Here is a 20,151-nt window from a genome sequence, read left to right on the forward strand (position 1 = left end):
CTTTTGACGAAAGTGTACGCCCGACCCTTGGGCCGGGTCGACCGCACTTCCGAAAAATCCAGGTTTTCCGCCTTCTTTCCAGCGGTTCGGCGGCATAACCTATTGGGTCAAGGTTGCGCCGTCAACATAAACTGGCGAATTTCATTAAAGATTATAGGCGTTAGCCTTTCCGAAAGTTGCGCGTGATGGAAAATCACCTTATCGGCGTCCTTCGGCGTCTGATGCCGCAGCCAGGTCATCTGACGTTTGGCGTAGCGTCGCGTCGCCTGCTGGGCGGCGGCGAGCGCCTGGTCCAGCGACGTTTCGCCGCGCAGGTGCGCCATCAGGTCCGGCACGCCGACGGCCTTCATCGCCGGCAGGCTGGGGTCAAGATGCATATCCATCAGGTGCCGCACCTCGTCCAATGCGCCCGTCGCCACCATCTCGGCCAGCCGCCGGTCGATTTTCTCGTAGAGGGGCCGGCGTGGCGGCAGCGTGGCGATTACAAGGGCATCGTAGGCGCCGGCGCCCGCATCCGCCTGCGACTGATAGTCGGCGAGCGAACGCCCCGTTGCCTCCATGACCTCCAGCGCGCGGGCGATCCGCTGGCTGTCGGCGGGGCGTAGCCGGGCGGCCATTCGCGCGTCCTTTGCGGCCAGTTCGGCGTGCAGCGCCGGCGCGGTCAGGCTGGCCTGACGCCGGCGCACGCTCTCGCGCACCTCGGGCGGAATGTCCGGGACCGGCGCCATGCCGCGAAGCAGCGCGCGCAGGTAGAGACCGGTACCACCCACCAGGATGGGGAGGCGGGCGGCCGCCAATGCCGCGTCGATTTCCGCGATCGCCATGGCGCGCCAGCGTTCTGCCGAGCACGCCTCGGCCGCCGAGAGTACGCCATAGAGTCGGTGTGGGACACGGGCTTCGTCGGCGGGTGTGGGACGCGCCGTCAGAATCGGCAGTTCCCGGTAGATTTGCATTGAGTCGGCGTTGATGACGGTGCCAGCGAATTCCTCGGCGATCGCGACGGCCAGGCCGGACTTGCCACAGGCGGTGGGGCCGGTGATCGCCAAGACCGGCGGACGTTGTCCGGCTGCGTCATGTTCACTCATAGACACGAATGCTCTTGCCCCGCTGGCCGTCGGCCACTAAGACCAGGGCCGTCATGGCCGACCCCAAGATCGACCAAATCCTTACGCTTATCGCCAATCCCCGTGCAAGGAACCTCGACCGGAGCGCGCTGGAGGCAGCATGCGATGCGCTGCTTCGGGCCGGTGGGAAGCCGGGCGCGCCTGTCTGGCTCGATCAGGGGGTTGCCGGGGATGTCCCCTTCACAGGTGTCGACCCCGCCGTTGCGGAAACGGTGGTGCGCGAGGCGCTGGCCGATGCTCCTTACGACCTCGCCGCGCAACCGGCAAGCGGCAGGCGGAAGGGCGCGCTGGTGGCCGACATGGATTCCACCATCGTCACCTCGGAAACCCTCGACGACATGGCCGAGGCCGTTGGCCTGAAGGACGTGATCGCCGAGATCACGGCCCGGGCGATGAATGGCGAGCTCGACTTCGCCGATGCACTGCGGGAGCGTGTGCGCATGCTGGCCGGCCTGCCGGAATCCGCCGTCGCGGCGACCTTGGAGCAGGTGGCGCTGAACGAAGGCGCGCGCACGCTGGTGCGCACGATGAAGGCGTATGGCGCGACGACTGCCCTTGTCTCCGGCGGCTTCACCGCCATTGCAGAGCCAGTGGGCCAGCGCTGCGGTTTCGATCGCGTGGTCGCCAACCGCCTCCTGATCGAGGATGGGCGGCTGACGGGGAATGTCGGCGAGCCGATCCTGGGCAAGGAGGCGAAGCTGGCAACGCTCCACGATGTCGCGGCCGCCGGCGGGGTTGATACGGCAGGCGTCTGCGCCGTGGGCGACGGCGCCAACGACCTGCCGATGCTCCTCGCCGCCGGGCTGGGCGTGGCGTTCCGCGCCAAGCCTTCCGTGCGTGCCGAGGCGCATGTGCGCGTCGACCACGGCGATTTGACGGCCCTGCTTTACCTGCAGGGCTATCGCGGCGAAGATTTCATCCAATAAAGCTTTCTCTCGCGCGGGCGCCCCGGCTTTGGTAAATGGGCGAAGCAGAGAAAACACCGTTCGAATAGAAGGAATCAGCGACGCCATGTACCAGGCCTCGCCCAAGCAACTGGGTCAACGGATAAAGATGCGTCGCGAGCAGGTCGGACTCTCGACGTCCGCGCTGGCGCGCCGTCTGGGGGTGCAGCGCGACACGCTCGCCGCATGGGAGATCGGAAGTAGCGAACCCCGCGCCAACAAGCTGCAGATGCTGGCCGGTGTTCTGGGCACGAACGTTAGCTGGCTGTTGGAGGGTGATGCCGGTTGCGGCCCCAACCCGCAGCCGACGAACGACACGGCCGCCTTGCGCGAGCAGTTGGGCCAGGCCCGCGATCTGGCGCAAAACCTGTCGAACATGCTGGAATCCATCCAGCACCGCATCGACTTGCTGGAAAAGGACAAAAGCACGCACAGCTGAGGGCGGCTCTCAAGCCACGGCATGTGTTGATCCCGGCCGGGTCGCGCCCATCTCAAAAGCCGGGAGGTACAGCCCGTGCGCGTCTTGCCGAAGCCGCTCAGTGCATACCCCTGGTTTCTCAGGCCGTTCTTCTGGAACCAGCGGCGGAAGTACGGTCAGGTCCTTGAGCCTGGATTGCTGTGGGGCAGGGTGCCGAGACTTTTTGCGGCGGTGGCACTGCTGTTCGGCGTGCTGGAGCGCCGCAAGAGCCCACTGCCGCCCCCGCTGCGTTCCTTGATCACCGTACGCGTTTCACAGATCAACCACTGTCCATTCTGCGTCGACGTCAACGCCGCGACCCTGCACAAGCGCGGCGCAAGTTGGGAGAAGATCGAGGCGCTACCCGACTGGCGCGACAGCACGCTGTTCGACGACCGGGAGCGTGCTGCCCTCGCCTATGCCGAAGCGGTAACGCGCACCGACGAGAGGGTCACCGACGCGCTGATGGCCGAGGTCAAGAGCCACTTCGACGATGACTCGCTGGTCGAACTGACCGGGCTGATTGCTTTCCAGAATATGTCGAGCAAGTTCAATAGCGCCCTCGACGTCCCGCCGCAGGGCTTTTGCCGCATTCCGTCGCTGCAGGACGATATCGAGGACGGCACACGCGTCTTGCCGTGATCGGGCCCCCTTGGATGGAACTAAGCTTGGCTGCTGAATTCCGTTGATTTGCTCCGAAGACTCCGGTCTAATTTTTAGACCGGCATAAGGGCCGGAGATCCAGAGAGAAATCCATGAAGTGCACGCTGACGATAGTGGCATTTACTGCTGCTTTCGGGCTGGCTCAATTCGCCCAGGCAGCGGAAGAAATGGAAGAGTACACCGCTCCAGAAGCGGAGAAGACCGTGCTTGAAAGCCGGACCGACCTAGCCAGTGGCGCTGATCTTGAGGCCAGGGTCATCAAGTTCACGCTTCCGGCTGACCACAAGGGCGGGCGTCACTACCACACCGGCGACCTTTTCGTGTATGTGGAGAAGGGTGAACTCACTGTCTTCCTGGAAAGCGGTGAGAAGACGGTCAAGGCTGGAGAGGCGTTCTATGAAATCCCCGGCCAAACCATGCATGCGGAAAACATGAGTGCCGACGAGGAAGTCGAACTCATTGTCTTCCAGGTTGGCAAGAAAGGGGAGCCGCTGATGGTAAAGGCCGATTAGCCCGGGCCATGGAAAAGAGTTCGTTTGTCAGGACGTATGCCGTCCGCCTCGAACGCCGCTTTTGGCAGGTGAGGCGGACGGTATGAGTTGGCCGTGCGACTACTCGACCGTCCAGGTATATCCGCCGCGCAGCAGCTCGTTGATGTCCGGCAGTTGGCCGTCTTTCAGGCCGTTTTTCTCTCGGACCTCGCGGCGCTGCTGGTGCACCAGCGTTTCGTAGGACGGGGCGGGGTCGTTGTAGATCACGCCCATCGCGACGGGCAGGTGCGGCGGCTCCATCGCCGCCAGCATCTGTGCGAGACGCAGGTTAGTCTCGTCGTGGACCAGGACCTCGTCCTCGCCGACACCGCCCTCGCCGACGGTCACGACCTCAAGCTCGATGGTCTTGGGATTGAGCCGCAGGCCCTTGTCCCGGTTCTTGCCGAAGATCAGCGGCTCGCCGTGTACGACATGCACTTGCGCGTCGGCCTGGGTCGCCTTGTCGGTGAAGTGGCCGAAAACGCCGTCGTTGTAGACGATGCAGTTCTGCAGGATTTCTACGAAGGACGCCCCTTCGTACGCCTGCGCGCGTTTCAGCACATCCGGAAGCTGCTTCTGCAGGGTGTCCACCGAGCGCGCGACGAAGCGCGCGCCCGAGCCCAGCGCGAAGGCGCAGGCATTGACCGGCGCCTCGACCGAACCGGTCGGTGTCGAGGGAGAACGGGTGCCGGCATGCGAGGTCGGCGAGTACTGCCCCTTCGTCAGCCCATAGATCTCGTTGTTGAACAGCAGGATCTGCAAGTTGACGTTGCGGCGCAGGACGTGCAGCAGGTGATTGCCGCCAATCGACAGCGCGTCGCCGTCGCCCGTCACCACCCAGACGTCCAGCTCGGGGTTCGCCAGTTTCACCCCTGTCGCCAGCGCCGGCGCGCGGCCGTGGATGGTGTGAAAGCCGTAGGTCGAGACGTAGTAGGGGAACCGCGCGGCACAGCCGATGCCGGAGACGAACACCGTCTTCTCGCGCGGAGCCTGCAGATCGGCGAGCGTGCGCTGAACCGCCTTGAGAATGGCGTAATCGCCGCAGCCCGGGCACCAGCGAACTTCCTGGTCCGAGGCGTAGTCCTTCGCCTGCAACTTTTCCGGTGTGTCGACGACGGTCATCGTCAGTCCTCCAGCTCCGCCCGCATGGCGGCTTCGATTTCACTGATCTTGAACGGCTTGCCGGTCACCTTGTCGACCCGGTGCGCGGGGATCATCAGTTCGGCGCGCAGCAGGGTCACAAGCTGTCCGTTGTTCATCTCCGGCACGATAACCTTGTCGAAGCCGCCCAGCAGCTCACCCAGGTTGCGGGGCAGGGGCCAGATGTGCCGCAGGTGGATGTGGCTGACGCCGTGGCCTTGCGCGCGCAGGTTATGCACCGCCCGGCTGATCGGACCGTAGGTGGAGCCCCAACCCACGACGGCCAGCCGGCCGCTGGTTTCGCCCTGCTCGACCGTCTGCTCGGGAATATCGTCGGCGGCATGCCGCACCTTCTCGGCGCGCAGGTCGGTCATCTTCTGGTGGTTGGCCGGGTCATAGCTGACGTTGCCGGTGACATCCTGCTTCTCCAGCCCGCCGATCCGGTGCTCTAGCCCTGGCGTACCGGGGATCGCCCAGGGCCGCGCCAGCGTCTCCGCATCGCGCGTATAGGGGTGGAAGCCCTCGGGATCGGTGGCAAATTTGGCGGGGAAGGGCTCGTAGTCGTTGAAGTCCGGAATCCGCCACGGCTGCGATGCGTTCACGATGTAGCCGTCGGTCAGCACGATCACCGGCGTCATGTAGCGTGTCGCCAGGCGCACCGCCTCGATCCCGACCTCGAAGCAGTCGCCGGGCGAGCGCGCGGCGAGGACGATCAGCGGGCTGTCGCCATTGCGGCCGTAGACCGCCTGGTACAGGTCGGACTGCTCGGTCTTGGTCGGCATCCCGGTCGAGGGGCCGGCACGCTGCGAGTTCACCACGATAAGCGGCAGCTCGGTCGCGATGGCGAGGCCGATCGCTTCCGTCTTCAGGGCCACGCCCGGTCCGGAACTGGACGTTACGCCCACCTTTCCGGCATAGGATGCGCCAATGGCCGCCGCGCAGGCCGCAATCTCGTCCTCCGCCTGGAAGGTCGTCACCTCGAACTGCTTCAATCCGGCCAGGGCATGCAGAAGCTGGGAAGCCGGCGTGATCGGGTAGGAGCAGAAGGTCATCTCCAGCCCGGCCAGCCGCATGCCCGCCAGCAATCCCCAGGCCATCGCCTCGGTCCCGGTGACGTTGCGGTAAAGGCCGGCGTCGATATGCGCTGGAGGTACGGCATAGGTGTGAACGCCCGTCGGCATCTCCGCCGTCTCGCCGAAGGCTTCGCCGGCGCGCAAGGCCGCGATATTCGCGTCTGCGATCTCCTCGCGCCCGGCGAACTTCCCCTTGAGCCAGGCCTCGGTCGCGCTGCGGTCGCGGCCGAACATCCAGTAGACCAAGCCCAGCGCCCACATGTTCTTGCAGCGCAGCGCCTCTTTCTTCGACAGGCCGAAGGGCTTCACCGCTTCCTGCGTGTGACGCGACATGTCGATCTCGACCACGCGGTAAGCCTTGAGGCTGTCGTCGGCAAGGGGGCTGGCCTCGTAGCCGGCCTTCTGCACGTTCTTGTCGCCGAAGGCACCCACGTCGACCAGAATCAGGCCGCCGGGCTTCACCTCGTCCAGGTTCACCTTCAAGGCCGCCGGGTTCATCGCAACCAACACGTCCAACTCGTCGCCCGACGTCTTGATCTCGCGCGCGCCGAAATGGATCTGGAAAGCCGACACGCCATAGGTCGTGCCCGCCGGCGCGCGGATCTCGGCCGGGAAGTCGGGGAAGGTCGACAGGTCGTTGCCGGCCAGCGCGGTCGCCAGGGTGAACTGGCTGCCGGTGAGCTGCATGCCGTCGCCGGAGTCCCCGGCGAAGCGCACCACAGCGTGCTCCAGCTCGATCCGCTTGTGAGCGGTCCTGAGGGCGGCTGATCCCTCCATCACGGATACGTCCTTTCGTCACTCGTCATTCAGCAGGGGCGTCCTCGCCGGGAGGAGGCCCACCTCTAGCATCCGAAACCAGCAAATGGCAATGTGAATTTTTTAAATTCACACTAAGCTATAGTTATTTCCAAATCATTGAGCTAAACTGCGCTCTGCCGGGCAGAAAATTTGCGTGTGCGTATATCATATCAACCCTTGCTTGCCGCACCGCCGGAGCGGTCGAGCACGGCAAGCATGTCCTTCACCCGAACGAACTTGCGGCGCGGTGCGCCCTCGGGCGCGGCTTCGCGTTCGGCTTCATCGATCCGATGCCAGTCTTGCGCATTGACCCACCGCAAACCCCGCTCTCGCAACAGCCGCTCCAGCCCGGCACCGCCGGGTTTTCCCGTTTCCTCAACTTCCGCGACGATGTGCCGCGCCACGGCATCGCCATCGGCCTTGTTGGTGCCGATGGTGCCCGTCGGGCCGCGCCGGCACCAGCCGACACAGTAAAGGCCCTGGTCGATACGCCCGTCTTCGTGCCGGAAATGCCCACCACGCTTGTCGAATGGAAGTTCGGCGAGCGGCGGCGCGGCATAGCCGATGGCGGTCACCAGCAACCCACATGCTATGTCGTGCTGGCGTCCCGTTTCGACAAGCTGACCGTTTTCATCGAGCGTGGTTTCGGCCAACCGCACTCCTTCGACACGCGCCGCACCCAACACCTCGACCGGCTTCGCCCAGAAGTGGAAATGTACGCGGTGGCCCTCTCCAGCGGGGGCTCGATCGAGGAATCCGGCGAAGGTCACAAGGTTTTTCTCCACCACGCGCCGCGTCCGTTCGTCCAGTCCGGCCGGAGCGTGGTCGGGAAGGTGCGGCGGCTCCAGGATCGGCAGGGCATCAGTCAGCTTACCCATCTCCGACAGCTCGGCGTTGGAGAACTTCGCGTGCGCAGGACCCCGGCGGCCGAGAACATGGACATCGGTCAACGGTGAAGCCTCGATGGCGCGGGCGGCGTGGACGGGCATGTCGCCGTGCTGCATCTCCTCGCGCGTTTTCACCAGGACGCGGGCGATATCCAGCGCGACATTGCCGTTGCCGACGACCGCCGCCGCCTTCACGTCCAGATCCGGGGCGAGGTCGCCATAGTCCGGGTGGCCGTTGTACCAGCCGACGAATGCGCCGGAGCCGAAGACATTCGCCTTGTCCTCGCCGGGAATGCCCAGGCGCCGGTCCAACGGCGCGCCCGTCGCCAGGACGACGGCGTCATACAGTCCGCACAGCTCATTGAGCGTCAGATCGCCGCCAAGCTCCACATGCCCGTAGAAGCGTACGTCCGCATGCTCGGCCGTGCGTGCGTAAGCACGCTCCACGCGCTTCGTGTGCTGGTGATCCGGTGCGACGCCACTGCGCACCAGGCCGAATGGCGTGGGCAGACGCTCGATAAGGTCGATGCGGACGTCCAGGCCGGACTTGAGGAGGGATTCGGCGGCGTAGAATCCGGCGGGGCCGGATCCGACGATGGCGACGGACAGGGTCATGACTGGGAACAGAGTGTAGCGTTCCCATGGTGTGTGGCAAGCGGCTTGACGCCACGGCGCTACGGTGGCCCTCTTGGCGCGCCGAACGGTCGTGCCGGCAGGATGCGGGCGCGAATCCCGCGCAAGTTCGAGTTCGTGTCGGAGGAGTGCAATGATCGCCCGCAGAACTTTCCTCGCCCTGGCCGCCCTGGGTATCGCCGCCGTGGCCATGCCCCGGAACACGCTGGCGGAAGAGCCGATCCGGATCGGCGACCTGAACAGCTACACCTCGCTGCCGGCCTTCACCGTGCCCTATCGACAGGGCTGGAAGCTGGCGCTGGACGAGATCAACGCGGATGGTGGCGTGCTGGGCCGCAAGCTTGAGGTCATCAGCCGCGACGACGGCGGCAATCCGGGCGATGCCATCACCGTCGCGAACGAGCTTGTGCGTCGGGAAGGCGTCTCGATGCTGATGGGCACGCTGCTGAGCCATGTCGGCCTCGCCGTCTCGGATTATGCCGCCCAGCGCGAGACGCTGTTCCTTGCCTCCGAGCCGCTGACCGACGCGCTCGCCTGGTCGAAGGGCAACCGCTACACCTTCCGTCTGCGCCCGGGCACCTACGTTCAGGCGGCAATGCTGGCGGAGCGGGCGGCGAAACTGGACGCCACACGTTGGGCCATCGTGGCGCCGAACTATGAGTACGGCCAGTCCGCGGTGGAGGCTTTCAAGAAGCTGCTCAAGGCGCGGCGGCCCGATGTCACTTTCGTTGCCGAGCAATGGCCACCGTTGTTCAAGATCGACGCCGGCGCGGTTTCCCAGGCGCTGGACGCGGCCGAACCGGAGGCGATCTTCAACGTGACATTCGGCACCGATCTCGTGAAGTTCGTGCGCGAGGGGCAGCTTCGCGGCCTGTTCGAGGGACGGGACGTGGTCTCGGTGCTTACGGGCGAGCCGGAATGGATGAACCCCCTTGGCGACGAGGTCCCGGACGGCTGGATCGTTACCGGCTATCCCTGGGACACATTGGATACGCCGGAACATGCAGCGTTCCGCGAGGCCTACACGGCGCGCTTCGATGAGCATCCGCGCATGGGCTCGGTCGTCGGCTACACCTCGCTCCATGCCCTGGCGAAGGCGATGGAGGCGGCGGGCAGCACCGAGACCGACGCCGTGGCCGCGGCGCTTCGAGGGATGGAGCTGGCCACGCCTTTCGGCGAGATCCGTTTCCGCGCGGCCGACCAGCAATCGACGATGGGGACTTTCGTCGGCGAGACGACGTTCCGCGACGGCCACGGTGCTATCGAAAACTGGTCCTACCGCGACGGCGCCGAATACCTGCCGCCGGAGGATGAGGTGGAGTCCTGGCGGCCGGAAGGGTGATTCACCCGGATTGGTAATTTTTTCTGCCCTGCACGGTTGCGTTACCGGCCATTCATGTTCATGTGGCCTCTAACCGCGTATCGTCGATACGGCGGTTCAAATCACGTTGAACGACCGGAGCGTCTTATGAAGCTGAACGACGAACAGGTGAAGGCTGTCGAGGAGCATACTGGCTTGCAACCGATCCCGGAGGACAATCCGGCGATGGCACAGCTCAAGCAAAACTTCGGCGAGCACACCTTCTACGTCGACGACCGTGGCCTCTATGTCCTCGAAACGGCCGCGGACGACGATCAGCAGACGCACGCGACCGCGGTGCAGGTGGCAAGCTGGACGGACGAGAACCGTACCGCGCTGCAGGCGCACGAGCCGCAGGCGACGGACGCCGTCTTCAAGCTGACGCGCGAAGAGAGCTAAGCGGACCGCTCTCCTCCGCCGCGCCGGGATCCTCCGCGGCTGTTCGGAGGTTCCTCGGCGTGTGCAGGCGTTTCGGCGGCAGCCACAGCGAGAAGATGCTGCCTTCGCCCGGCGTGCTCTCCACTTCGAGGTGACCGTCGTGCAGTTCGGCGAAGGCACGCGCCAGCGGCAGCCCGAGCCCCAATCCCTCGTGGCGTCGCTCCAACCGCGGGTCGCCCTGGACAAAAGCGTGGAAGATGCGGGTGCGCTCTTCTTGCGGAATTCCGGGGCCGGTATCGCTGACGCTGAGCGTGACGCCTGAATCCTTGCCTACCTTGATAGTCACTGTTGCGCGGCCGCCGCGCGGCGTGAACTTCACGGCGTTATCCAGCAGGTTCAAGAGTATCTGACGCAGGCGACGCCTGTCGGCGTCGACCTGCACGGGCTGCGATGGCAATTCGATCCCGACCGTGACGCCGGCTGCTTCCGCTTTCTCAACGACCTCCTCCCGGCAGGCGTGCGCCAGCTCGCCAAGATCGAACACGGCTTCGCTCAGTCGCAGGCCGCCGGTTTCCAGCCGAGTAATGTCCAGCACGTCCTCGATAAGCGCCAGCAGGTGCTGGCCGCTGGTATGGATGTCGTTGGCGTAGGCGACGTAGCGGTCCAGGTCGTCGCCGAGCCGGCGGTCCTTGATCAGCTCGGAAAAGCCGATGATCGCGTTCAGCGGCGTGCGCAGCTCGTGGCTCGTTGCCGCCATGAAGAAGTCCTTGGTGCGGTTGGCGGACTCCGCGTGTTCCTTCGCCGCGCGCAGGGCGTCCGCCTCGCGCCGCGCACTGATCGCGAGCCGGCGGTCCACCATCGTCGAGATCAGCGCCAGACACAGCAGCAGTATGGTGACCGACGCCACGGCGACGGCCAGAAGGGTGGGCGACAGACTATTGCCGCCGGGAATTTGGCCGACACCACTGAAGCGATAGAACTGGGCGGCCGCCATTCCGGTATAGTGCATGCCCGCGATGGCAAGGCCCATGACGCCGGCGCTTGCCAGACGCTCCCAGGTATGCTTCAGCGTCATCACAAGCCACAGGGCCGCCGTCGCGGCCACCACGGCGATCAGAACGGACAGCGTCACGATACTGGGGATGTAGTGGATATCGCAGCCGGGTATCCGCATCGCCGCCATGCCGATGTAGTGCATGGACGCGATGCCGCCGCCCATGAAAAGACCGCCGGCGAAAGGCAGCCACTGTCGGTAGCGCATCTCGTGGATCAGATGCAGGCCCACGCCGGTCACCAGCATCGCCACGACTGCGGAGAGGGCGGTCATTGGAATGTCGTAGGCGACCTCGACCGGCAGGCGGAACGCCAGGATTCCCACGAAATGCATCGCCCAGATGCCGCCGCCCATCGCCACCGCCCCGGCCGACGTCCACAGGCAGCGGGTCTTGCGTCGCGCCGCCGCGATCCGGCTTGCCAGGTCCAGGGCCGTGTATGACGCGAAAATGGCGATAATGATCGAAAGGATCACGAGGACCGTCTCGTGATACCCGGCTACAAGCTGCATATTGTTGCTTCTTGCTCCTCGACCCCAAGCCTTCAACCGTATCCATCGATGTTGGTACTTCAAGGTTAAATTTTGGTAAGAATTGCAATTGATGCGCGCTTAGGTCGACAGGCCACTATGCAAAGCCGCTGGGAAAGGTAGTCTCGGGCGGCCATGAGTCTCGTCGTTGTCCAGTTCCTGACCGGTCTCGCCAGCGCCTCCTCGCTGTTTCTGGTGGCATGTGGGCTATCGATCATCTTCGGCGTGACGCGGATCGTGAATTTCGCCCACGGTTCGCTCTACATGCTTGGCATCTACGTGGCCTACTCGACGGCGGAGCGGCTGATGCCGCTGCTGGGCGGCGCCGGTTTCTGGCTCGCCTTGCCGGCGGCCGCTCTCCTGGTCGGGCTGATTGGCGCGGCGATGGAAGTGACGGTACTCCGCCGGCTCTATCGCTCGCACGAGCTGTTCCAGCTTCTCGCCACCTTCGGTGTCGTGCTGATCGTCGACGACATCGCGCTGGCGATTTGGGGGCCGGCGGATCTGCTGGGTCCGAGGGCCCCCGGATTCGATGGGTCCATCGCCATACTCGGCTCGAAGATACCGGAGTATGACCTTGTCCTGATTGTCCTCGGGCCGCTGGTCCTAGGCCTACTCTGGCTGCTGTTCCGCCGCACCCGCTGGGGGACCCTGGTGCGCGCGGCGACGCAGGATCGGGAGATGGCGGGTGCCCTGGGCGTCGATCAGAAGAAGCTGTTCACCGCGGTCGTGTTCCTGGGCGCCTTCCTGGCCGGCCTGGGCGGCGCGATGCAGTTGCCGCGCGAGGCCGCGAACCTCGGTATGGACCTGAACATCATCGCCGAGGCCTTCGTGGTCACGGTCGTCGGCGGCATGGGCTCGATCGGCGGGGCGTTCCTGGCGGCGCTGTTGGTAGCCGAACTCAACGCCTTCGGCATCCTGGTCTTTCCCGAGATCTCCATCGTCCTGCTGTTCCTGGTGATGGCGGTTGTGCTGGTGCTGCGCCCGCAGGGGCTGCTTGGCAAGGCCGAGCAGGCGCAGCACGCTACTCACGGCGAGGCGGAGCCGACGCTGGCACCCGGCGGCCGAGCAATGACGGCGGCGGGCTTGCTGCTTGTCGCGGCGTTGGCGGCGCTGCCCACCCTTGCCGGCGGCTATCTGCTTGGCGTGGCGAGCGAGATCCTGATCCTGGCGCTGTTCGCCGCGTCGCTGCAGTTTATCATGGGCGTCGGCGGCATGATCTCCTTCGGCCACGCGGCCTATCTTGGCCTTGGCGCCTATGCGGCGGCGATCCTGACCCGGGAGCTGGGCGCGCCGATGGAGGGCGCGTTGCTGGCGGCGCCGCTGGCGGGCGGGCTGGGCGCGCTGGCGTTCGGCTGGTTCTGCGTCAGGCTGTCCGGTGTCTACCTGGCCATGTTGACGCTGGCGTTCGCGCAGATCGCCTGGTCCGTCGCCTTCCAGTGGACAGAGGTAACGGGCGGCGACAATGGCATCCTGGGTGTCTGGCCGTCGCACTGGGCCGACAGCGCGGCGAGGTTCTACTGGCTGACGCTGGCGCTGGTGGCGGCCGCCGTCGCGCTGCTTCGCCGCGCGGTGTTCGCGCCCTTCGGCTATGCGCTGCGCGCGGGCCGGGACTCGCCGCGCCGGGCGCAGGCGGTCGGGATCGCCGTCCGCCGCCAGCAATGGCTGGGGTTCACGCTGGCGGGAGTTTTTGCCGGCCTCGCGGGCGGACTTTACGCCTTCCTGAAAGGCAGCGTATTTCCCGACGTGATGGCGATTCCGATGTCGGTGGATGGGCTGGTGATGGTGCTGCTGGGCGGCGTGCAGACCCTGGCCGGGCCGCTCGTGGGTGCGGCGGTCTACGACGGGCTGAAGGCGGAGCTCGTCACCCGCACCGAATTCTGGCGCATCATCGTCGGCTGCGTCATTGTCCTCCTTTGCGTGGCCTTTCCGCGCGGCCTGGTGGGTAACCTGAAAGCCCTGTGGCAAAGCCGGCGGGGGGTCGAGGGATGACCTCGCCGGTGCTGGAAGTCTCACGCATTCGCAAGGTGTTCGGCGGGGTTGTGGCGCTGGAGGAGGTATCGTTCGCCGTCGCCGCCGGCGAAATGGTGGCGCTCATCGGGCCGAACGGGGCGGGGAAGTCCACCTGCTTCAATGTCGTCAACGGCCAACTGCGGCCCGACGAGGGGCACGTGGCATTGCACGGCCGGGCGATTACCGGACTGCCGGCCCGGAAAATCTGGCGGCTTGGCGTAGGCCGGACCTTTCAGGTGGCCGCGACCTTCGCCTCGATGACGGTGATGGAAAACGTGCAGATGGCATTGTTGTCCCGCCGCCGGCGGCTGCTCTCGCTGTGGCCGCGCGCGACGCGGCTCTATCGCGGCGAGGCGCTTGAGCTGCTTGAGCGGGTGGGCGCGGCGGACCTGGCCGACCGCCCGTGCGGGCAACTGGCCTATGGCGATGTCAAGCGGATCGAGCTTGCGATTGCCCTGGCGAACGAACCCGCTCTGCTATTGATGGACGAGCCGACTGCCGGCATGGCGCCGGGCGAGCGGGCCGAGTTGATGGCGCTGACGGCGGCGATCGCGCGGGAAGGGCGTATCGCCGTGCTGTTCACCGAACACGACATGGACGTGGTTTTCGGCCATGCCGACCGCGTCCTCGTTCTGGACCGGGGCCACCTGATCGCGGCGGGCGAGGCGGATACTGTTCGCAACGATCCGCGTGTGCGGGAGGTCTATCTGGGCCCGGAAACCCTCGCGGCGGATGAGGCGGAGGCCGATGCGCCGGGATGGGCGGCATGCTGAGCGTCAGCGGGCTGTGCGTGTTCTACGGCCGGGCGCAGGTATTGTTCGACCTGAATGCCGAGGTGCCGCGCGGCCGCGTGGTGGCACTGATGGGCCGCAACGGCGCCGGCAAATCCACGACGATGAAGGCTATCATGGGCCTGTTGCCGGTGGCGGCCGGAAGGGTGGCCTTCGAGGGCCGGGAGATCACCGGCCTCGACCCGTACCGGATTGCGCGTCTTGGCATCGGCTATGTGCCGGAGGACCGGCGGGTGTTTCCAGACATGACGGTGGACGAGAACCTGGAGGTCGGCCGCCGCCCACTGCCGGAGGGCGCAGGCCTGGACGCACCAGCTTGGGACCGCGAGGCGATCTATACGTTGTTTCCCAACCTTCGGGAGCTGCGTGCGCGCGGTGCCGGGCAGACCAGCGGCGGCGAGCAGCAGATGCTGGCACTGGCCCGCACATTGATGGGGAACCCGCGCCTGCTGCTTCTCGACGAGCCCTCGGAAGGGCTGGCGCCGGTCATCGTGCAGCAGATGGCCCGCGCCATTCAGCGCTTGAAGCGGCAGGGCCTCACCGTCCTGCTCTCCGAACAGAACCTCCGCTTCGCTCACGCCGTGGCCGACGAGGCGGTGGTCATCGAAAAGGGCCGGGTGCGTTTCGCCGGTTCCATCCAAGAGCTGGAGGCGGACGAAACCCTGAAGCGGGCTTATCTGGCAGTGTAGGGGCCGGTGTCAGTCCCAGGGCAGGTTGCTGCCTCAGGCTACGTTCGACGCTTCCGCGACCTTCAGATCCAGGTAGAACACGGTTCCTTCGCCGGGGGTGCTGTACACCGTCAGGTCACCGCCGCTCTCGCGTGCCAGCTTGCGCGCGATCGTCAGCCCAAGGCCGTCACCCTTGGGTCCGTCGTTACCGTTGTGGCACGGCATCCGGTACTGGCTTTCGAAGATGCGCTCCTGCTCCTCGGCGGGAATCCCCGGGCCGGTGTCCGTTACGGCGAGGCGCACGGTGTCGCCGCCGCTTCCGTCCATCGAGACGCCGACTTCGCCGCCCGAGGGTGTGAACTTCACGGCATTGCCCAACAGATTGACCAGGATCTGCGTCAGCGCCTTGCGCTCGCCATAAACCGTGACGGAATCATGCGGCTCCATCGCGACGAACCGCACGCCGGCGCGGCGGGCGGAGAGTTCCGTCATTGCCTTGGCATCGCGCACCACCTGGGCCAGATCGGCGACGTGCCGCACCGGCGATGCGGCGGTTGCCTTGGTGGCGGATCCGGCTGGAGACTGAGGTGCCTTACTGCCGTTGTCGTCCTCGATCCCGGAGATCAGGCGGATCATGTGCTGTGCCGCCTCGGCCACATTGCCGAGATAGCTGCGCAGCGTCTCGTCGCCGCCGGTGGCTTCGACATGCTGGCGCGCGAGCTGCGCATAGCCGGCGACCGCGTTGAGAGGTGTGCGCAGCTCGTGCAACAGACGGGCCAGACGCTCCTGACTGGTCTGGTCGGCGTCGTGCGAACGCTGCAAGCGCCAGCGCAGGTCGTTATGGCGAAGCAGGACCTCTTCCAACGTCTGCAGCAGTTCGCGGGTGACGTCGTCCGATGGCTTGGGGCTGTCTTCTCCGCCCCCCACCTCGCGTTGTGCATCGCGCACGGCAGTCCCGCGATAGCCGGCATAGGCGCCCGTATCCGGGTTGTAGAAGGGGACGCCGTTGAGGTGGAAGGCAACATCGCGTCCCATCGCGTCCCGCATGACGAAGCGGGCGCCTCGGAAAGCGCGTCGGGCGCGAAGCCCGGCGCCACTGTCGTCGCCCTGGCTATCCTCGAACCGACCAAGCTCGGTTAAGGGCCGTCCGATAAAGTATTGAGGCGGCAGCCCGAGATGCCGGGCAATCGGCGTGGAGACATGGGTCAGGCGAAGCTCGTCGTCAGTGTCCCAGACGAAGTCGGCGGTCGCGCGCAGGAGGTCTTCGTATCGGCCCTCCCGGCCGCTCGCGAACGCGGCTTCGTCATGGTCCGTTTTGCCGGCGGGAATCATGGCGACGATCTCCACCCTACAATGCCTCAGCTGCGGGCTCTGCCTCGCGCCGAGCTGACGACTTCGGCCTCCCGTTCGAGGCCACTCGACGGAAACACTCCTTTTAGCACGATAAAGCCATAAAGGCCGCGCTTCAGGACGAACATAAGATAGATTAGGCATACCTCGGAAGCGCAAAATTGCACAAGGTAAATTTGTATCGAGTGTAAACCCGATGATTTTGTACTTCAAATGCTGAAAGGCGATATGATCTTATTGAAAAGACTGGTGTTTCATTTAGGCGATGTGAAAGTAGTACCACAACTTTGTCGTGCCGAAGTGGAAGGGAGTCGGTTTTGATTCACGGAGTGCTGCTGGATTTGGGAGGAGTGATTTTCGTCGGCGACAAGGCCCTGCCGGGTGCCGTCGATGCCGTCGCACGGCTGCGCGAGCGCCGTCTGCCGTTGCGCTTCATCACCAATACCACGCGTACACCGCTGCCCGGCATGCGGGACAAGCTGGCCGCGATGGGCTTGGAGATTGCGGCGGAGGAGATGTTCATGCCGGCCGTGGCCGCGCGCATACGCCTGCAGGCCGAGCGACTGCGCCCTCATCTTCTGGTGCATCCGGCGTTGCAGGGGGAGTTCCAGGGACTGACGGGGACGCGTGGCACGGCCGTGGTGATCGGCGACGCCGGCCGCTACTTCGACTATGACAGCCTGAACGCCGCGTTCCGGGCATTGAACGGGGCGGACGACTTCCTGGCGTTGGCCCGGAACAGGACCTTCCAGGATGCGGATGGCGAGCTTAGCCTTGATGCAGGGCCGTTCGTCGCCGCGCTGGAATACGCCAGCGGCCGCACGGCAACGGTGCTGGGTAAACCGTCCGGGGATTTCTTCCGCGCGGCCGTCGACAGCCTTGGCGTTGCGCCGGAAACGGCGGTAATGGTCGGGGATGATGCCGAATCCGACGTCGCCGGCGCGCAGGCTGCCGGCCTGCAGGGCATCCTGCTGCGCCAGGGTAAGTACCGTGCGGGCGACGAGGCCGGCATTGCGCCGCCACCGACGGCAGTGCTTGACGATCTACCGGCGGCAGTGGATTGGATTCTGGCGCGCGCCAGGTGACGCGCCCACTGCAAGCAATGAGAGGGGCCTCGGCTATGGCGGAACCGCTGACCTTCTATTTCGATTTCTCCAGTCCTTACGGTTATCTGGCGGCCCAGCGAATCGACGAGATCGCCGCCCGGCACGGGCGCAACGTGGTCTGGAAGCCTTACCTTCTGGGTGTCGCCTTCAAGGAAACGGGGGGCCAGCCGCTTTTGGAGATTCCGGTCAAGGGCGATTACGCCCGCCACGATATCGAACGCTCTGCCCGTCAGATCGGCGTGCCGCTGGTCTGGCCGCAGGCCTTCCCATTCTCCGGCGTTTCCGCCAGCCGCGCGTACTACTGGCTGGCCGAGCGCGACGAAGGGGCGGCCAAGGCTCTTGCCAGGAAGCTCTACCGGGCGGCCTTCGGTGAGGGGCGGGACATCGCCGGACCCGAGGCCGTGGCAACCGTTGCCGCCGAACTGGGCCATGACAAGGACGACGTGCGCACGGCCCTGAAGGATCCCGCCGTCAAGGAGCGGCTGCGGCGGGAAGTCGACGACGCGATCCAGGCGGGCGCCTTCGGCTCGCCCTACATCCTGGTCGACGGCGAGCCGTTCTGGGGGCACGACCGTCTGGACCATATCGACAAGTGGCTGGAAACCGGTGGGTGGTAGCCTCGGCCCTCAGAGCCCCAGCAGCACCTCGCGGAACACCTTCGAATCAACGTTGCCGCCGGAGAGCATGACACCCACCTTCTTGCCGCGCACGCTCTCCCGGTCTTTCAGGACAGCGGCGAGGGCGGCGGCACCCGCACCTTCGGCGACGTTGTGCGTGCTGGTGAAGTAAAGGCGCATGGCCTCGCGGATTTCCGCCTCGCTGACTGTCACGACGTCGGCGGCGCCGTTCAGGATCACCGCGACGGCCTCTGGATCCGGCGTGCGGCAGGCAAGGCCGTCGGCGATGGTGTCGGCGGTGTTCGTGTTGACCGGGGCGGCCGACTGGAACGACAAGGCATAAGCGGGTGCGTTTTCCGCCACCACGCCGACGACCTCCGTCCGGCTGCCCAGGGCGTCGCGCGCGGCAATGGTGGCGCAGATGCCGCTGCCCATGCCGATGGGCACGTAGACCCGGTCGAGGTCGGGTGCCGCCCGCAGGAGTTCCAGCGGATAGCTGGCAACTCCACGCACCAACAGGTCATTGTAGGGGCCAAGGAAATGTAGGCCGCGCTCCTCCGCCAGACGGTCGGCCTCCTCGCGCGCCGCCTGGAAGTCGTGCCCGTGCTCGATCAGTTCCACGCCAAGGGCACGCATGGCGGCGTTCTTTTCGACCGAGTTGCCGTGCGGCACCAGGATCGTCGCTTTCAGGCCCAGCGCGCGGCAGGCATAACCGATGGACTGGCCGTGATTGCCGCGCGTCGCGGTAATGACGCCCGGACAGTTCGGTTGCGCGGCTTTCAGATCGCTCATGTAGACAAGGCCGCCGCGCACCTTGAAGGCGCCGATGGGGGTGTGATTCTCGTGCTTGACCCACAGCTCGCAGCCGGCCTGCTCGGCCAGCAGAGGCCAGACGTATTGCGGCGTCGGGGGGAGATAGCGGTGGACCAGTTCGGCCGCGCTATCGAGCGTTTCGAGACTTGGCATGATCAACGAATGCTAGCTGCCGCCGACGGGTCCGGACAAGGCTTGGTTGCCAAGCGGACGGGGCGTAAGACGGTTACTCCCGACCGTCCGTCTCTTCGGCTGTCTCCGGCGCCGGCGCGGCCGGCGCACTGCTTCCGCCGCCGGCCCACTTCTGGAGCGTGCGCCCGGTGGCCTCGACGTCCTCGCCGAAACCCTCCACTGTGTTACAGGCAGCCAACGCGATCGTCGCGGCGAAGGCGGGAACGAGTATTGCCGTTCTTCGCATCATGGCACCTCCGGTGCTCAGCGAGGCAGCATCACGGCAATCCTAACAGTCCGCTCGCCAAAGGCGCGACACGAAAAGGTGGAGGGCGCGGTTTTAGTCCTTGGCGTCTTCGGCGTCTTCCTGCAAGGCTTGGCCGGCCGACTCGAGATCCTTGCCGATACCTTCGGCCGTATTGCAGGCGGCGAGCGATCCCGCCGCCAGAAGCGCTGTCATGAGAAGTGCAAGCACGCGTATCACGATCCGATCCTCACTTCTTCAACACCCGGTGTCCGATAGCGCCCCACTCGCCGTTCGGCATTACCCGCCGATCCGAAACCGACCTATTTGTAGTCGACGTCGACGATCTCGAAGAATTTCTGCCCCTTCGGCGTTTCCACCTCGACCGAGTCGCCAACGGACTTGCCGATAATGGCCCGCGCGATTGGCGAGGTCACGGCAATTCGACCGCCCTTCACGTCCGCCTCGATCTCGCCGACGATCTGATAGGTGGTCTCCTCGTCCGTGTCCTCGTCCGCAAGCGTTACGGTCGCGCCGAACTTCACGGTGTTACCCGACAGTTTGCTGACGTCGATCACCTCCGCCCGGGCCATCTGGTCCTCAAGCTCGGCCACGCGGCCCTCGATGAAGCTCTGCCGGTCGCGCGCGGCGTGGTACTCGGCGTTTTCCGAAAGGTCGCCGTGCTCGCGCGCCTCCGCGATGGCCTTGATAACCTCAGGCCGCGCATTGCTGCGCAAATGACGAAGCTCTTCCTCGATCTGGGCATAGCCCTGGGCAGTCATCGGAATCTTTTTGCTCATTGGCACACA

The 20,151-nt window shown here is 65.5% G+C and carries 21 protein-coding genes; 11 read left to right on the top strand and 10 right to left on the bottom strand.

Translation table 11 applies throughout. The features are described 5' to 3' along the window. Positions 1-107: 107 nt before the first annotated feature. Positions 108-1,085: a tRNA (adenosine(37)-N6)-dimethylallyltransferase MiaA gene (gene miaA, locus DRB17_RS05960; RefSeq protein ID WP_114581280.1), complete on the bottom strand. Its 978-nt coding sequence runs from the start codon at positions 1,083-1,085 to the stop codon at positions 108-110. Positions 1,086-1,138: 53 nt separating this feature from the next. Here miaA and serB point away from each other — a divergent pair, with 53 nt between their 5' ends. From serB to DRB17_RS05980, 4 genes are all read left to right on the top strand, one after another. Beyond that, entirely contained in the window at positions 1,139-2,050 is a 912-nt protein-coding gene (gene serB, locus DRB17_RS05965) for a phosphoserine phosphatase SerB (RefSeq protein WP_241503752.1), read from the top strand. A gap of 85 nt (positions 2,051-2,135) precedes the next feature. Then, positions 2,136-2,507 carry a helix-turn-helix domain-containing protein gene (locus tag DRB17_RS05970; protein WP_114581281.1) on the top strand — a complete coding sequence of 124 codons (372 nt, stop codon included), beginning with the start codon at positions 2,136-2,138 and terminating at the stop codon, positions 2,505-2,507. A gap of 75 nt (positions 2,508-2,582) precedes the next feature. Continuing rightward, the gene (locus tag DRB17_RS05975; protein ID WP_114581282.1) at positions 2,583-3,167 is read left to right on the top strand and encodes a carboxymuconolactone decarboxylase family protein; all 585 of its coding nucleotides are present in this window, start codon (positions 2,583-2,585) and stop codon (positions 3,165-3,167) included. Positions 3,168-3,280: 113 nt separating this feature from the next. Next, positions 3,281-3,700 (top strand): cupin domain-containing protein, encoded by a 420-nt coding sequence (locus tag DRB17_RS05980; protein WP_114581283.1) that lies wholly within the window; start codon positions 3,281-3,283, stop codon positions 3,698-3,700. Positions 3,701-3,799: 99 nt separating this feature from the next. Here DRB17_RS05980 and DRB17_RS05985 read toward each other — a convergent pair whose 3' ends face one another. The 3 genes from DRB17_RS05985 to DRB17_RS05995 form a co-directional block, all read right to left on the bottom strand. Next, the gene (locus tag DRB17_RS05985; RefSeq protein WP_114581284.1) at positions 3,800-4,840 is read right to left on the bottom strand and encodes a 2-oxoacid:ferredoxin oxidoreductase subunit beta; all 1,041 of its coding nucleotides are present in this window, start codon (positions 4,838-4,840) and stop codon (positions 3,800-3,802) included. Positions 4,841-4,842: 2 nt separating this feature from the next. Then, on the bottom strand, positions 4,843-6,708 hold the full coding sequence (locus DRB17_RS05990; protein WP_114581285.1) for a 2-oxoacid:acceptor oxidoreductase subunit alpha: 1,866 nt from the start codon (positions 6,706-6,708) through the stop codon (positions 4,843-4,845). 191 nt (positions 6,709-6,899) lie between these two features. Beyond that, the gene (locus DRB17_RS05995) at positions 6,900-8,231 is read right to left on the bottom strand and encodes an FAD-dependent oxidoreductase (RefSeq protein WP_114581286.1); all 1,332 of its coding nucleotides are present in this window, start codon (positions 8,229-8,231) and stop codon (positions 6,900-6,902) included. A 151-nt stretch (positions 8,232-8,382) separates the two neighbouring features. On the opposite strand from DRB17_RS05995, the gene DRB17_RS06000 reads away from it, so the two are divergent. Next, positions 8,383-9,591, top strand: coding sequence for an ABC transporter substrate-binding protein (locus DRB17_RS06000; RefSeq protein ID WP_114581287.1), 1,209 nt, complete (start codon positions 8,383-8,385; stop codon positions 9,589-9,591). 126 nt (positions 9,592-9,717) lie between these two features. Beyond that, entirely contained in the window at positions 9,718-10,008 is a 291-nt protein-coding gene (locus tag DRB17_RS06005; RefSeq protein WP_114581288.1) for a hypothetical protein, read from the top strand. Here DRB17_RS06005 and DRB17_RS06010 read toward each other — a convergent pair. Then, the gene (locus tag DRB17_RS06010) at positions 9,983-11,551 is read right to left on the bottom strand and encodes an MHYT domain-containing protein (protein WP_114581289.1); all 1,569 of its coding nucleotides are present in this window, start codon (positions 11,549-11,551) and stop codon (positions 9,983-9,985) included. The genes DRB17_RS06005 and DRB17_RS06010 overlap by 26 nt on opposite strands. 153 nt (positions 11,552-11,704) lie before the next feature. Between DRB17_RS06010 and DRB17_RS06015 the strand changes: the two genes are divergently transcribed. Genes DRB17_RS06015 through DRB17_RS06025 form a run of 3 tightly spaced genes read left to right on the top strand, consistent with a single transcriptional unit; the run spans position 11,705 to position 15,062 of the window. Further along, on the top strand, positions 11,705-13,561 hold the full coding sequence (locus DRB17_RS06015) for an ABC transporter permease (RefSeq protein ID WP_114581290.1): 1,857 nt from the start codon (positions 11,705-11,707) through the stop codon (positions 13,559-13,561). Next, entirely contained in the window at positions 13,558-14,355 is a 798-nt protein-coding gene (locus DRB17_RS06020) for an ABC transporter ATP-binding protein (RefSeq protein ID WP_114581291.1), read from the top strand. The genes DRB17_RS06015 and DRB17_RS06020 overlap by 4 nt, the downstream gene beginning before the upstream one ends. Continuing rightward, the gene (locus DRB17_RS06025; protein WP_206607799.1) at positions 14,349-15,062 is read left to right on the top strand and encodes an ABC transporter ATP-binding protein; all 714 of its coding nucleotides are present in this window, start codon (positions 14,349-14,351) and stop codon (positions 15,060-15,062) included. Before DRB17_RS06020 ends, DRB17_RS06025 begins: the two co-directional genes overlap by 7 nt. A gap of 33 nt (positions 15,063-15,095) precedes the next feature. On the opposite strand, the gene DRB17_RS06030 is transcribed toward DRB17_RS06025, so the two are convergent. After that, positions 15,096-16,388, bottom strand: coding sequence for a sensor histidine kinase (locus DRB17_RS06030; RefSeq protein ID WP_161958721.1), 1,293 nt, complete (start codon positions 16,386-16,388; stop codon positions 15,096-15,098). 320 nt (positions 16,389-16,708) lie between these two features. Between DRB17_RS06030 and DRB17_RS06035 the strand changes: the two genes are divergently transcribed. Beyond that, the gene (locus DRB17_RS06035) at positions 16,709-17,476 is read left to right on the top strand and encodes a TIGR01458 family HAD-type hydrolase (protein WP_114581294.1); all 768 of its coding nucleotides are present in this window, start codon (positions 16,709-16,711) and stop codon (positions 17,474-17,476) included. A gap of 35 nt (positions 17,477-17,511) precedes the next feature. Continuing rightward, entirely contained in the window at positions 17,512-18,114 is a 603-nt protein-coding gene (locus DRB17_RS06040) for a 2-hydroxychromene-2-carboxylate isomerase (RefSeq protein WP_114581295.1), read from the top strand. Positions 18,115-18,123: 9 nt separating this feature from the next. On the opposite strand, the gene DRB17_RS06045 is transcribed toward DRB17_RS06040, so the two are convergent. The 4 genes from DRB17_RS06045 to greA form a co-directional block, all read right to left on the bottom strand. Then, positions 18,124-19,080, bottom strand: a complete 957-nt coding sequence (locus DRB17_RS06045; protein ID WP_114581296.1) for a threonine dehydratase — start codon at positions 19,078-19,080, stop codon at positions 18,124-18,126. A gap of 73 nt (positions 19,081-19,153) precedes the next feature. After that, positions 19,154-19,348 carry an entericidin A/B family lipoprotein gene (locus DRB17_RS06050; protein WP_241503753.1) on the bottom strand — a complete coding sequence of 65 codons (195 nt, stop codon included), beginning with the start codon at positions 19,346-19,348 and terminating at the stop codon, positions 19,154-19,156. A 90-nt stretch (positions 19,349-19,438) separates the two neighbouring features. Continuing rightward, the gene (locus DRB17_RS06055) at positions 19,439-19,582 is read right to left on the bottom strand and encodes an entericidin A/B family lipoprotein (protein ID WP_241503754.1); all 144 of its coding nucleotides are present in this window, start codon (positions 19,580-19,582) and stop codon (positions 19,439-19,441) included. 83 nt (positions 19,583-19,665) lie between these two features. Continuing rightward, a complete protein-coding gene (gene greA, locus DRB17_RS06060) occupies positions 19,666-20,142 on the bottom strand; it encodes a transcription elongation factor GreA (protein WP_114581297.1) in 477 nt (158 codons plus the stop codon). Between the last annotated feature and the right edge of the window lie 9 nt (positions 20,143-20,151).

The sequence above is a fragment of the Ferruginivarius sediminum genome, from assembly GCF_003344765.1.
In the GTDB taxonomy this organism is placed as follows: domain Bacteria; phylum Pseudomonadota; class Alphaproteobacteria; order Kiloniellales; family Rhodovibrionaceae; genus Ferruginivarius; species Ferruginivarius sediminum.

Excerpts from the sequence above, each read along its gene's own strand:
- DRB17_RS06020 (WP_114581291.1), top strand. The coding sequence starts at position 13,558 with ATGACCTCGCCGGTGCTGGAAGTCTCACGCATTCGCAAGGTGTTCGGC.
- DRB17_RS06000 (WP_114581287.1), top strand. The coding sequence starts at position 8,383 with ATGATCGCCCGCAGAACTTTCCTCGCCCTGGCCGCCCTGGGTATCGCC.
- DRB17_RS05995 (WP_114581286.1), bottom strand. The coding sequence starts at position 8,231 with ATGACCCTGTCCGTCGCCATCGTCGGATCCGGCCCCGCCGGATTCTAC.
- DRB17_RS06025 (WP_206607799.1), top strand. The coding sequence starts at position 14,349 with ATGCTGAGCGTCAGCGGGCTGTGCGTGTTCTACGGCCGGGCGCAGGTA.
- DRB17_RS05985 (WP_114581284.1), bottom strand. The coding sequence starts at position 4,840 with ATGACCGTCGTCGACACACCGGAAAAGTTGCAGGCGAAGGACTACGCC.
- miaA (WP_114581280.1), bottom strand. The coding sequence starts at position 1,085 with ATGAGTGAACATGACGCAGCCGGACAACGTCCGCCGGTCTTGGCGATC.
- serB (WP_241503752.1), top strand. The coding sequence starts at position 1,139 with ATGGCCGACCCCAAGATCGACCAAATCCTTACGCTTATCGCCAATCCC.
- DRB17_RS05970 (WP_114581281.1), top strand. The coding sequence starts at position 2,136 with ATGTACCAGGCCTCGCCCAAGCAACTGGGTCAACGGATAAAGATGCGT.
- DRB17_RS06005 (WP_114581288.1), top strand. The coding sequence starts at position 9,718 with ATGAAGCTGAACGACGAACAGGTGAAGGCTGTCGAGGAGCATACTGGC.
- DRB17_RS06010 (WP_114581289.1), bottom strand. The coding sequence starts at position 11,551 with ATGCAGCTTGTAGCCGGGTATCACGAGACGGTCCTCGTGATCCTTTCG.
- DRB17_RS05990 (WP_114581285.1), bottom strand. The coding sequence starts at position 6,708 with ATGGAGGGATCAGCCGCCCTCAGGACCGCTCACAAGCGGATCGAGCTG.
- greA (WP_114581297.1), bottom strand. The coding sequence starts at position 20,142 with ATGAGCAAAAAGATTCCGATGACTGCCCAGGGCTATGCCCAGATCGAG.
- DRB17_RS06015 (WP_114581290.1), top strand. The coding sequence starts at position 11,705 with ATGAGTCTCGTCGTTGTCCAGTTCCTGACCGGTCTCGCCAGCGCCTCC.
- DRB17_RS06040 (WP_114581295.1), top strand. The coding sequence starts at position 17,512 with ATGGCGGAACCGCTGACCTTCTATTTCGATTTCTCCAGTCCTTACGGT.
- DRB17_RS06045 (WP_114581296.1), bottom strand. The coding sequence starts at position 19,080 with ATGCCAAGTCTCGAAACGCTCGATAGCGCGGCCGAACTGGTCCACCGC.
- DRB17_RS06050 (WP_241503753.1), bottom strand. The coding sequence starts at position 19,348 with ATGATGCGAAGAACGGCAATACTCGTTCCCGCCTTCGCCGCGACGATC.
- DRB17_RS05980 (WP_114581283.1), top strand. The coding sequence starts at position 3,281 with ATGAAGTGCACGCTGACGATAGTGGCATTTACTGCTGCTTTCGGGCTG.